Raw genomic sequence first — 11930 nt, forward strand, 5'->3', positions numbered from 1 at the left:
CCTTTCGGCCGGGCTCGCAATTACTGCGCTGTAGACGGTTTGCGCGGACGGCGCGGTGGACGAGGCTTATCGCCCGCCGGTTTGCCTTCGCCGCTACGCGGTTTCGCTTTTGGCGCACCGCCATCCTGACGACGCGGCTGCTGACCACGCCCAGCTCCACCCTGACCGCGACCACCGCCGCCACGCTGCTGGCGACCATTCTGGATCGGCTCGGCTTTGATGGACGGGTCTGGCTCGTAGCCTGGCATCGCAATTCGCGGGATCTCTTTTTTCAGCAGCTTCTCGATGTCACGCAGCAGCTTGTGTTCATCGACGCACACCAGAGACAACGCTTCGCCGGTAGCGGCCGCACGACCGGTACGACCAATACGGTGCACGTAATCTTCCGGGACATTTGGCAGCTCGTAGTTCACCACGTGCGGCAGCTCTTCAATATCCAGACCGCGCGCGGCAATATCGGTCGCCACCAGCACACGAATATCACCGGATTTAAAATCAGCCAGCGCACGCGTACGCGCCCCCTGAGATTTATTACCGTGGATCGCCGCGCTGCGAATGCCGTCTTTATTCAGCTGTTCCGCCAGATGGTTCGCACCATGTTTGGTTCGGGTAAACACCAGCACCTGCTGCCAGTTGCCCTGACCGATCATCTGCGACAACAGTTCACGTTTACGCTTTTTATCAACAAAATGAACGTGCTGAGTCACCTGCTCTGACGCGGTATTACGGCGCGCCACTTCGATTTCCAGCGGATTGTGCAGCAGCTTTTCGGCCAGCGACTTAATATCATCAGAGAACGTTGCTGAGAACAGCAGGTTCTGGCGTTTCGCCGGCAGTTTCGCCAGAACGCGACGGATATCATGAATAAAGCCCATATCCAGCATGCGGTCAGCTTCATCCAGTACCAGAATCTCAACCTGATCCAGTTTCACCGCATTCTGGTGTTCCAGATCGAGCAAACGACCAGGCGTGGCGATCAGCACATCCACACCGCCGCGCAGCTTCATCATCTGCGGGTTAATGCTCACGCCGCCGAAGACCACCAGCGAGCGAATATTCAGATACTTACTGTAATCACGTACGTTTTCGCCAATCTGGGCCGCCAGTTCGCGGGTTGGCGTGAGGATCAGCGCACGCACCGGACGACGGCTTTTGCCATGCGGCTGATGGGTAATCAGGTGCTGCAACAGCGGCAGGGTAAAACCTGCCGTTTTCCCCGTACCGGTCTGGGCGCTGGCCATCAGATCGCGGCCCTCCAGCACGGCAGGGATCGCCTGCTGCTGAATAGGGGTAGGTTCACGGTAACCCTGCTCGGCAACGGCACGTAAAATATCAGGGTTTAAACCAAGGGAATCAAAAGACATAACAACTCCGAACCACCCTGACCGTTACCGGTGTCGTTTTCAGGGAGATACATATAATAAAGATGACAAAAACCACAATGTCATGAAGGGGCGGAGTGTAGCAGTTTTTGTGATGTGCCGCATAAATTATCCCTGCGCTGAAAAATAACGGTCCGGACTGGACAAGGTTACACATCAGTCATAATCTTAATCAATCGATTGATTAAGATCTGAGTCGTGCTATGAATACACCCACCATGACAACCAAAGGTGAACAGGCGAAAAATCAGCTCATTGCCGCCGCGCTGGCGCAGTTTGGCGAGTATGGTCTGCACGCCACTACTCGCGATATCGCCGCGCAGGCCGGGCAAAATATTGCTGCCATCACCTACTATTTTGGCTCAAAAGAGGATTTATATCTCGCCTGCGCCCAGTGGATTGCGGATTTTATCGGCTCACAGTTTCGCCCGCACGCTGAAGAAGCCGAGCGTCTGTTTGCTCAGCCGGAACCGGATCGTGGCGCGATGCGCGAACTGATCCTCCGCGCCTGCAAAAATATGATCATGCTGTTAACCCAGGACGATACCGTTAACCTGAGCAAATTTATTTCGCGCGAACAGCTTTCCCCCACCGCGGCTTATCAACTGGTGCACGACCAGGTTATCAATCCGCTACATACTCACCTGACGCGCCTGATTGCTGCCTATACCGGCGGCGATGCCAACGATACCCAAATGATCCTGCACACCCACGCCCTACTCGGCGAGGTACTGGCCTTTCGTCTGGGGAAAGAAACCATTCTGTTGCGTACGGGCTGGTCACAATTTGATGAGGATAAAACCGCGCTGATTGACCAAACGATCACCTGTCACATCGATCTTATTCTGCAAGGTTTAACGCAAAGGAGTCTGGAGTCATGAAAAAACCTGTCGTTCTCGGGCTGGTCATCGCGGCCCTCGTTGCCGTGATTGCCGGTGGAACGTGGTGGTATCAAAGTCGGCAAGATAACGGTCTGACGCTGTACGGCAATGTCGATATCCGTAGCGTCAACCTGAGTTTTCGCGTCGGCGGCAGGCTGGCCTCGCTGGCGGTTGACGAAGGCGATGCCATTACCGCCGGTCAGGTGCTGGGCGAACTGGACCGTGCACCGTATGAAAACGCATTAATGCAGGCAAAAGCGAATGTTGCCGCCGCGCAGGCGCAATACGATCTGATGCTGGCAGGGTATCGTGAAGAAGAGATCGCGCAAACCGCAGCGGCAGTCAAACAGGCGCAGGCAGCCTATGATTACGCGCAAAACTTTTACAATCGGCAGGTAGGATTGTGGAAAAGCCGCACTATCTCCGCCAACGATCTGGAAAACGCCCGTTCATCACGCGATCAGGCGCTGGCCTCTCTGAAATCCGCACAGGATAAACTCAGCCAATACCGCAGCGGTAATCGTGTGCAGGACATCGAGCAGGCGAAAGCCACGCTCGAACAAGCTCAGGCCGAGCTGGCCCAGGCAGAGCTTAATTTGCATGACACCACGCTGACCTCGCCGTCTGACGGCACGTTACTCACCCGTGCGGTCGAACCCGGCAGCATGCTGAACGAAGGGGGCACGGTACTGACGCTGTCACTCACGCGTCCGGTATGGGTTCGCGCCTACGTTGATGAACGAAATCTGAGCCAGGCGCAGCCAGGACGCGAAATCCTGCTTTACACCGATGGCCGTCCGGACAAACCGTATCACGGTAAAATCGGCTTCGTGTCGCCCACCGCCGAGTTTACCCCAAAAACAGTCGAGACCCCTGACCTGCGCACCGACCTGGTTTATCGCCTGCGTATTGTGGTGACCGACGCGGACGATGCGCTGCGCCAGGGAATGCCGGTAACGATAAAGTTCAGCGATGAGGCACGGCATGAATGACGCCGTCATTACGCTGAATGGACTGACGAAAAACTTTGCCGGAATGGATAAACCGGCCGTCGCCCCGCTCGACTGTACCGTTCATGCGGGCTACGTGACCGGGCTGGTCGGGCCGGATGGCGCTGGCAAAACCACGCTGATGCGAATGCTGGCAGGGCTGTTGAAACCCGACGCCGGTAGCGCAACGGTAATTGGTTTTGATCCCATCAAAGACGACAGCGCGCTGCATGCGGTACTGGGGTACATGCCGCAGAAATTTGGTCTGTATGAAGATTTGACCGTCATGGAGAACCTTAATCTCTATGCAGATTTACGTAGCGTTACCGGTGAAGCGCGAGAAAAAACCTTTGCCCGACTACTGGAATTTACCTCGCTGGGGCCGTTTACCGGACGACTGGCCGGCAAGCTTTCCGGCGGCATGAAACAGAAGCTCGGACTTGCCTGTACGCTGGTCGGTGAACCCAGCGTGTTACTGCTGGATGAGCCTGGCGTGGGCGTCGACCCTATTTCCCGTCGCGAACTGTGGCAAATGGTTCATGAGCTGGCCGGGGACGGCATGCTGATCCTCTGGAGCACTTCGTATCTGGATGAAGCTGAACAATGCCGTGATGTGCTGCTGATGAACGAAGGTGAATTGCTGTATCAGGGCGATCCCACTCAGCTTACGCAAACCATGTCGGGTCGCAGCTTCCTGATGAGCAGTTCGCAGGAAAATAACCGCCGACTGCTGCAACGCACGTTAAAACTGCCGCAGGTTAGCGACGGGATGATTCAGGGGAAATCCGTCCGCTTAATCCTGAAAAAAGAAGCGACGGCCCAGCAGATTCAAAACGCTGACGGCATGCCGGAGATAACCATCAACGAAACCGCCCCCCGCTTCGAGGATGCCTTTATCGATTTACTTGGCGGGGCCGGAACATCGGAGTCCCCGCTGGGTGCTATCCTGCATACCGTGGAAGGCACGCAAGGTGAAACGGTGATCGAAGCCAAAGCGCTGACCAAAAAATTTGGCGATTTTGCCGCTACCGACCACGTAGACTTTGCCGTGCAGCGCGGCGAGATTTTTGGTTTGTTAGGACCCAACGGCGCGGGCAAATCCACCACCTTTAAAATGATGTGCGGCCTGCTGGTCCCCACCTCGGGTAAAGCGCTGGTGCTGGACATGGACCTGAAGGTCAGCTCCGGTAAAGCGCGTCAGCATCTGGGTTATATGGCACAGAAATTCTCCCTGTATGGCAACCTGACGGTTGAACAGAATCTGCGCTTTTTCTCCGGCGTCTACGGCCTGCGCGGTCGGGCGCAGAAGGAGAAAATCGAGCGGATGAGCGAGGCATTCGGCCTGAAGAGTATCGCCTCCCACGCCACCGACGAACTGCCGCTGGGCTTTAAACAGCGCCTGGCGCTGGCCTGTTCGCTGATGCATGAACCCGACATTCTGTTCCTCGATGAACCCACTTCCGGGGTCGATCCCCTCACCCGTCGGGAGTTCTGGTTACATATCAACAGCATGGTGGAAAAAGGCGTCACGGTGATGGTGACCACCCACTTTATGGATGAGGCAGAATACTGCGATCGCATCGGGCTGGTGTATCGCGGCAAACTGATTGCCAGCGGTACGCCGGACGACCTGAAAGCTCAGGCTGCTGACAGTGAGACGCCAGACCCGACCATGGAACAGGCCTTTATCACGCTAATCAATGACTGGGATAAGGAGCATACGCATGAGTAACTCCGTTCTCTCCTGGCGTCGCGTACGCGCGCTGTGCGTGAAAGAGACGCGCCAGATCGTCCGCGATCCCAGCAGTTGGCTGATTGCGGTGGTGATCCCGCTGCTGCTGCTGTTTATCTTCGGCTACGGGATCAACCTCGACTCCAGCAAGCTGCGGGTAGGGATTCTGCTCGAACAGCAAAGCGAAGAGGCGCTGGATTTTACCCATACCATGACCGGTTCACCGTATATTGACGCCACCATCAGCGATAACCGTCAGGAATTGATTGAGAAAATGCAGGCCGGGCGCATTCGCGGGCTGGTGGTGATCCCGGTGGATTTCGCCCAGCAGATGGCGCGACCCAACGACGTGGCGCCGATCCAGGTGATCACCGACGGCAGTGAACCGAATACCGCTAACTTTGTACAGGGTTATGTCGAAGGCATCTGGCAGATTTGGCAACAACAGCGGGCGGAAGATCGCGGAGAATCATTTGAACCTTTGATCGACGTGCAGACCCGCTACTGGTTTAACCCGGCGGCCATCAGCCAACATTTTATTATTCCCGGGGCGGTAACCATCATCATGACGGTTATTGGCGCTATCCTCACCTCATTAGTGGTGGCGCGCGAATGGGAGCGCGGAACCATGGAAGCGCTGTTGTCTACCGAAGTCACCCGCGTCGAACTGCTGCTGTGCAAACTGATCCCCTATTACTTTCTGGGCATGCTGGCGATGCTGCTGTGTATGCTGGTGTCGGTGTTTATTCTCGGCGTGCCCTATCGCGGTTCGTTGCTGATCCTGTTTTTCATTACCAGCCTGTTCCTGCTCAGCACGCTCGGCATGGGGTTGCTTATCTCCACCATCACCCGCAACCAGTTTAACGCCGCGCAGGTCGCGCTAAACGCCGCCTTCCTGCCCTCGATTATGCTGTCAGGTTTTATCTTCCAGATAGACAGCATGCCGGCGATTATCCGGGCAGTAACCTATATTATTCCGGCTCGTTATTTCGTCAGCACCCTACAAAGCCTGTTTCTGGCGGGAAATATTCCGGTGGTGCTGATTATCAACGTGCTGTTTTTAATCGCTTCGGCGGTGATGTTTATTGGCCTGACGTGGCTTAAAACCAAACGTCGGCTGGATTAAGGGGACGGGCATGTTTCATCGCTTATGGACATTAATTCGTAAAGAGCTGCAATCGCTGTTACGTGAACCGCAGACGCGAGCCATTCTGATTTTACCGGTGCTGATTCAGGTTATTCTGTTCCCGTTCGCGGCCACGCTGGAAGTCACCAACGCCACTATCGCTATCTATAACGAAGACAACGGTAAACATTCGGTGGAACTAACCCAGCGCTTCGCTCGCGCCAGCGCCTTTACGCACGTTCTGCTGCTGAAAAGCCCGCAGGAGATCCAGCCCACCATCGACACGCAAAAAGCCCTGTTGCTGGTGCGCTTCCCGGCCAACTTTTCGCGTAATCTGGATACCTTCAAGCAGGCTCCCATGCAGATTATTCTCGACGGGCGTAACTCTAACAGTGCGCAAATTGCCGCGAATTATCTGCAGCAGATCGTTAAGGAGTATCAGCAGGAGCTGATGGACGGCAAGCCGAAACCGAACAACAGCGAGCTGGTGGTGCGTAACTGGTATAACCCGAATCTGGATTACAAATGGTTTGTGGTTCCGTCGCTGATCGCCATGATCACCACCATCGGCGTCATGATCGTCACTTCGCTCTCGGTTGCCCGCGAGCGCGAGCAAGGCACGCTGGATCAGCTGCTGGTCTCCCCGCTTACCACCTGGCAGATATTCATCGGTAAAGCGGTGCCCGCGTTAATTGTGGCAACGTTTCAGGCCACCATTGTGCTGGCGATCGGCATCTGGGCTTATCACATTCCGTTTGCCGGTTCACTGGGGTTGTTCTATTTCACGATGGTGATTTACGGGCTGTCGCTGGTCGGCTTTGGTCTGCTGATTTCATCACTGTGTGCCACCCAGCAGCAGGCGTTTATCGGCGTGTTTGTGTTTATGATGCCGGCGATTTTACTTTCAGGCTACGTCTCGCCGGTCGAAAATATGCCGGTCTGGCTACAGAATCTGACGTGGATAAACCCAATCCGCCATTTTACGGACATCACGAAACAGATTTACCTGAAGGATGCGAGTCTGCAGATTGTGTGGGGAAGTTTGTGGCCGCTGTTGGTGATAGCGGCCACGACCGGCTCAGCGGCGTATGCGATGTTTAGACGCAAGGTGATGTAGCTTTTTGTCTTTCGCCAACAGCGAGACCACGGCGGGTCCGGCAAGGATCACCAGCCCCGCCAGGGCCAGCAAGACGTTGTTTTGCAGCACGCGCGACAGCAACCACAGTACGATCATCGCGGCACCGAAATACCACGTGGTAGTCAGTTCTTCCAGCACATCAGCTACGTCGCGCCAGCGCTGTTCATGGTGACGTTGCAAGGCCAGCATTAATAAAACCGTTACGCCGTAAACGACGCATAATCCCAGGCCGACGCGCACCAGCGTACCGCTCATCCAGCCCATTACCAGCAACGCCACTACCAGTAAATGCAACACAATCTGCCAGCAACTTAGACCCGTTGCGACACGAACACGTTGTTGCCACCTCATGGCTTTTCTCCTGAAGGATTTTCAACTAATTATTCAGAGTACCGGACTTTACGGAAAATTCCGCAACACCGCATCTTTTTGTGACGACGACTACACTATTTTATTTAGGAAGTGACGCCAACGGGAGGCTCATGAGCGGATCGGGAGTTCAATTTTCATTCAATGTGCTCACCATTAATACTCACAAAGGGTTCACCGCCTTCAACCGGCGTTTTATTTTGCCTGAGCTACGGGAGGCTGTCAGAACGGTCGGTGCAGACATTGTGTGCCTACAGGAAGTTATGGGCGCGCACGATGCTCACTCGCTGCAGATTGAGAACTGGCCGGATACCACCCACTACGAATTTCTGGCGGACACCATGTGGAGCGACTTCGCCTACGGGCGTAACGCCGTGTACCCGCAAGGGCATCACGGTAACGCGGTGCTGTCGCGTTATCCCATTGAACATTATGAAAATCGCGATGTGTCCGTCGGCGCGAGTGAAAAGCGCGGGGTCCTCTACTGCCGCATCGTGCCGCCAATGCTCTCGCACCCAATCCATGTCATGTGCGTGCATCTCGGTTTGCGTGAAGCACACCGTCAGGCCCAGCTCGCTATGCTGGCTGACTGGGTCAATGCCCTGCCCGACGCGGAGCCCGTGGTGATCGCCGGAGATTTTAACGACTGGCGGCAAACGGCCAATCACCCGTTGAAAGCCAGGGCCGGCCTTGACGAGATTTTTACCCGCGCCCACGGTCGCCCGGCGCGGACGTTTCCGGTGCAGTTTCCCCTGCTGCGTCTGGACAGGATCTATGTGAAAAACGCGAATGCCAGTACCCCAACGACGCTGGCGCTGCGTCACTGGCGACATTTGTCCGATCATGCCCCCCTGAGTGCGGAGATTCATTTATGAAAAATGGCTGGCGTGAAGGCAATCAAATTCAACTGCTGGAAAATGGCGATCAATACTATCCCGCCGTCTTTGACGCCATTGAACAGGCACAGCAAAAAATTATCCTTGAGACCTTTATCTGGTTTGAAGATGCGGTCGGAAAACAGCTGCATGCCGCCTTGCTCGGCGCCGCCCAGCGCGGAATCAAAGCAGAGGTGCTGCTGGACGGTTACGGTTCGCCGGATCTTAGCGACAGTTTTGTCGAAGAGTTGACCGTAGCTGGCGTTATTTTCCGCTACTACGATCCGCGCCCGCGTCTGTTCGGTATGCGTACCAATCTCTTTCGCCGTATGCATCGCAAAATTGTGGTCATTGATGACCGTGTTGCCTTTGTCGGCGGCATCAATTATTCCGCTGAACACATGTCTGATTACGGTCCCGAGGCCAAGCAGGATTACGCCGTTCGCGTGGAAGGTCCAGTCGTGGCCGACATCCTGAAATTCGTGCTGGATAACTTACCGGGACAGAGCGCCGTACGACGCTGGTGGCGACGTCATCACCGGGCAATTGAAAATCATCGGCCAGGCGAAGCGCAGGCGCTGTTTGTCTGGCGCGATAACGAAGAGCATCGCGATGATATTGAACGCCACTATTTGAAAATGCTGACCCAGGCCCGGCGGGAAGTGATCATTGCCAATGCCTATTTCTTTCCGGGTTATCGCCTGCTGCATGCCCTACGAAAAGCTGCGCGACGCGGTGTTAGGGTAAAACTCATCGTCCAGGGTGAACCGGATATGCCGATTGTGAAAGTGGGTGCCCGCCTGCTGTATAACTATCTGGTTAAAGGCGGCGTCCATGTCTATGAATACCGGCGTAAGCCCCTGCATGGTAAAGTCGCGCTGATGGACGATCATTGGGCGACGGTAGGTTCCAGCAATCTCGACCCGCTTAGTCTGTCGCTCAATCTGGAGGCAAATCTTATTATTCATGACCGCACGTTTAACCAGACCCTGCGTGACAACCTGAACCCCATTATTGCGCAGGACTGCAAGCGAGTTGATGAATCAATGCTGCCAAAACGCACCTGGTGGAACCTGACCAAAAGCGTGCTGGCCTTCCACTTTTTACGCCACTTCCCGGCGCTGGTCGGCTGGCTACCGGCGCATACCCCGCATCTGGCCGAGGTAGAACCACCCGCACAGCCAACTCTGGAAACCCAGGATCGTATTCCAACTGAGGATGCAGGAGGGGAAACCTGATGCCAAAAAACCACCGACGCTGGCGCTTAGCGAAAAAGATCCTCACATGGCTATTTTTTATTGCGGTCATCGTATTGCTGGTCGTTTATGCCAGTAAGGTCAACTGGCAGGAAGTGTGGACGGTAATCCGCGATTACAATCGGATCGCCCTGCTCAGCGCCGTAGGGCTGGTGATCGTCAGTTATTTACTTTACGGCTGCTATGACTTGCTCGGGCGCTACTACTGCGGGCACAAGCTGGCAAAACGCCAGGTCATGCTGGTGTCGTTTATCTGTTACGCCTTCAACCTGACGTTAAGCACTTGGGTGGGCGGTATTGGGATGCGTTATCGTCTCTACTCGCGTCTCGGATTACCGGGGAGCACAATTACGCGAATTTTTTCACTGAGCATTACCACCAACTGGCTGGGCTATATTCTGCTGGGCGGTTTTATTTTCACCTTCGGCGTCGTTGAACTGCCCGCGCACTGGTATATCGATGAAGGTACGCTACGCCTCTTAGGCATTGCGCTGCTGCTGATGATTGTTGTTTATCTGTGGTTTTGCGCTTTCGCTAAACATCGCCACATCACCATCAAGGGCCAAAAACTGGTACTGCCCTCCTGGAAATTTGCCCTCGCTCAAATGGCGATATCCGGTACTAACTGGATGGTAATGGGGGCGATTATCTGGCTGTTGCTGGGTCAGAATATCAACTATTTCTTCGTGCTGGGCGTGCTGCTGGTGAGCAGTATTGCCGGTGTTATCGTGCATATTCCGGCGGGGATTGGTGTGCTGGAGGCGGTCTTTATGGCGCTGCTGGCAGGAGAGAATACCTCTCAGGGGACAATCATTGCCGCCCTGCTCGCGTATCGCGTGCTGTACTATTTTATTCCGCTGCTGCTGGCGCTGATGTGCTATTTGCTGCTGGAGAGTCGGGCGAAAAAGTTGCGGGTAAAAAACGAGAAGGCGATGGCGAAATGATTCACCGGATGGCGGCTTACGCCATCCGGCAACAGAGAGTTAACGACGATTGCCGAAGATACGCAGCAGCATCAGGAACAGGTTGATGAAGTCCAGATACAGCGTTAAGGCCCCAAGAATCGCGTATTTACGCAGATTGGAGCTGTCACGCAGGTCGATCTGCTCACCGATGTTTTTCAGCTTCTGCGTGTCATAAGCGGTCAGGCCGACAAACACAATCACCCCAATATAGGTCACCGCCCACATCAGCGCTTCGCTCTTCAGCCAGAAGTTAACCAGCGAGGCCAGCACAATACCGATCAGCGCCATAAACAGCATATTGCCGAAACCGCTGAGATCGCGTTTGGTGGTGTAGCCGTACAAACTCATGATCCCGAACATCCCGCCAGTGACCACAAAGGTGCTGGCGATAGACGAGTAGGTATAGACGATAAAAATGCTTGATAGCGTCAGCCCGGTTAATGCCGAATAGAGCATAAACAGCGTGGTCGCCATTCCCGCGCTGAGCCTTTGCACCATGCCGGACAGGACGAACACCAGCGCTAGCTGGGCGATGATCAGTCCAAAGAAGGTGATTTTGCTGGAGAAGACAAACATCATCACCGCGGGCGTATTTGCCGCATACCAGGCGATAAACGCCGTCAGCAACAGTCCGCAGGTCATCCAGCCGTACACCTGCGCCATATACGTTTGCAGGCCGGAACGGGCCTGTACAATAGAATCGGATCGTGGGAATCGGTCCATGACAATCTCCTGAATCAGTATGAGCCTACACCAATTGTACTCTACCAGCGTTTTGCTGCTAGCTTATCGCTGTCGCGGGCATCAACCCAGCGCTCACCTTCTGGCGTGGCCTCGCGCTTCCAGAACGGTGCGCGGGTTTTCAGATAATCCATAATGAACTGCCCGGCATCAAACGCGCTGCTGCGATGCGCACTGGTCACGCCAACAAAAACGATTTCGTCACCCGGCCACAGTTCGCCAATGCGATGAATGACCGTTACTCGTCCCAGCGGCCAGCGCGCACGCGCTTCGTCGACAATCTCCGCCAGCGCTTTTTCGGTCATTCCCGGATAGTGTTCCAGCGTTAACGCCTGCACGCTATCGCCGAGATTGTGATTGCGGACTTTACCGGTGAAAGTGACCACCGCGCCATCTTCATCGCGTTCGGCCAGCCAGGGATACTCTTCCCCGACGCTGAACGGCGCATGACCAACAACAATTCGCGTTTCAGCCAT

The 11930-nt window shown here is 55.0% G+C and carries 12 protein-coding genes; 8 read left to right on the forward strand and 4 right to left on the reverse strand.

What is annotated here, in order from left to right; genetic code table 11:
* Window positions 1-20: 20 nt before the first annotated feature.
* On the reverse strand, window positions 21-1364 hold the full coding sequence (gene rhlE / locus HV352_RS15935) for an ATP-dependent RNA helicase RhlE (protein ID WP_047415258.1): 1344 nt from the start codon (window positions 1362-1364) through the stop codon (window positions 21-23).
* A gap of 221 nt (window positions 1365-1585) precedes the next feature.
* On the opposite strand from rhlE, the gene cecR reads away from it, so the two are divergent.
* The 5 genes from cecR to HV352_RS15960 are packed head-to-tail and all read left to right on the forward strand — an operon-like array spanning window position 1586 to window position 7227.
* Window positions 1586-2263 (forward strand): transcriptional regulator CecR, encoded by a 678-nt coding sequence (gene cecR / locus HV352_RS15940; protein WP_016152358.1) that lies wholly within the window; start codon window positions 1586-1588, stop codon window positions 2261-2263.
* Window positions 2260-3255: a secretion protein HlyD gene (gene hlyD, locus HV352_RS15945; protein WP_016156061.1), complete on the forward strand. Its 996-nt coding sequence runs from the start codon at window positions 2260-2262 to the stop codon at window positions 3253-3255. Before cecR ends, hlyD begins: the two co-directional genes overlap by 4 nt.
* Window positions 3248-4984: an ATP-binding cassette domain-containing protein gene (locus HV352_RS15950; RefSeq protein WP_181634876.1), complete on the forward strand. Its 1737-nt coding sequence runs from the start codon at window positions 3248-3250 to the stop codon at window positions 4982-4984. The genes hlyD and HV352_RS15950 overlap by 8 nt, the downstream gene beginning before the upstream one ends.
* Window positions 4977-6110: an ABC transporter permease gene (locus HV352_RS15955; RefSeq protein WP_016156059.1), complete on the forward strand. Its 1134-nt coding sequence runs from the start codon at window positions 4977-4979 to the stop codon at window positions 6108-6110. The genes HV352_RS15950 and HV352_RS15955 overlap by 8 nt, the downstream gene beginning before the upstream one ends.
* A 10-nt stretch (window positions 6111-6120) precedes the next feature.
* Entirely contained in the window at window positions 6121-7227 is a 1107-nt protein-coding gene (locus HV352_RS15960) for an ABC transporter permease (RefSeq protein ID WP_016156058.1), read from the forward strand.
* Here the strand turns inward: HV352_RS15960 and HV352_RS15965 are convergent.
* Window positions 7189-7599, reverse strand: a complete 411-nt coding sequence (locus tag HV352_RS15965; protein ID WP_016152353.1) for a YbhQ family protein — start codon at window positions 7597-7599, stop codon at window positions 7189-7191. The genes HV352_RS15960 and HV352_RS15965 overlap by 39 nt on opposite strands.
* A gap of 131 nt (window positions 7600-7730) precedes the next feature.
* Here HV352_RS15965 and HV352_RS15970 point away from each other — a divergent pair, with 131 nt between their 5' ends.
* The 3 genes from HV352_RS15970 to HV352_RS15980 are packed head-to-tail and all read left to right on the forward strand — an operon-like array spanning window position 7731 to window position 10692.
* Window positions 7731-8492: an endonuclease/exonuclease/phosphatase family protein gene (locus tag HV352_RS15970; RefSeq protein ID WP_016156057.1), complete on the forward strand. Its 762-nt coding sequence runs from the start codon at window positions 7731-7733 to the stop codon at window positions 8490-8492.
* Window positions 8489-9730 (forward strand): cardiolipin synthase ClsB, encoded by a 1242-nt coding sequence (gene clsB, locus HV352_RS15975; RefSeq protein ID WP_019076341.1) that lies wholly within the window; start codon window positions 8489-8491, stop codon window positions 9728-9730. The genes HV352_RS15970 and clsB overlap by 4 nt, the downstream gene beginning before the upstream one ends.
* Window positions 9730-10692: a YbhN family protein gene (locus tag HV352_RS15980; protein WP_016152350.1), complete on the forward strand. Its 963-nt coding sequence runs from the start codon at window positions 9730-9732 to the stop codon at window positions 10690-10692. Before clsB ends, HV352_RS15980 begins: the two co-directional genes overlap by 1 nt.
* A 39-nt stretch (window positions 10693-10731) precedes the next feature.
* Here the strand turns inward: HV352_RS15980 and HV352_RS15985 are convergent, their stop codons facing one another.
* Window positions 10732-11436, reverse strand: a complete 705-nt coding sequence (locus tag HV352_RS15985; protein ID WP_003831536.1) for a Bax inhibitor-1/YccA family protein — start codon at window positions 11434-11436, stop codon at window positions 10732-10734.
* A 41-nt stretch (window positions 11437-11477) separates the two neighbouring features.
* Window positions 11478-11930 carry a molybdopterin synthase catalytic subunit MoaE gene (gene moaE, locus HV352_RS15990; RefSeq protein WP_016152349.1) on the reverse strand — a complete coding sequence of 151 codons (453 nt, stop codon included), beginning with the start codon at window positions 11928-11930 and terminating at the stop codon, window positions 11478-11480.

This window comes from Citrobacter sp. RHBSTW-01044 (genome assembly GCF_013781945.1).
Lineage (GTDB): Bacteria > Pseudomonadota > Gammaproteobacteria > Enterobacterales > Enterobacteriaceae > Citrobacter > Citrobacter braakii.